At 74.7% G+C, this 249-nt stretch carries 1 protein-coding gene; it reads left to right on the plus strand.

What is annotated here, in order from left to right; translation table 11 throughout:
• The coding region (locus ACFFCN_RS18215; RefSeq protein WP_375493973.1) for a hypothetical protein at window positions 1-180 on the plus strand (180 nt) is incomplete at its 5' end.
• Between the last annotated feature and the right edge of the window lie 69 nt (window positions 181-249).

Raw genomic sequence — 249 nt, forward strand, 5'->3', positions numbered from 1 at the left:
GTGGCGGCCGCCGTCGCCACAGCCGCCCCGCTGTGGCAGCGTTCGGCTGCGCAGACGCACGAGCTGCTGCGCGACGCGCCGGTCACCGACGACGCGCAGCTGCTGCACCTCGCGCAGGAACTCGACGCGCTGACCGCGGCGGTCCGAGCCGCGTCCACCGAGAGGAGACCCACCACGTGAGCGAGCCCCGCGACGGCCTGACACGTCTGAGCGCCGAGATCGGCAAGGCGGTGATCGGGCAGGACGCCG

This window comes from uncultured Jatrophihabitans sp. (assembly GCF_964246335.1).
Taxonomy (GTDB): domain Bacteria; phylum Actinomycetota; class Actinomycetes; order Mycobacteriales; family Jatrophihabitantaceae; genus Jatrophihabitans.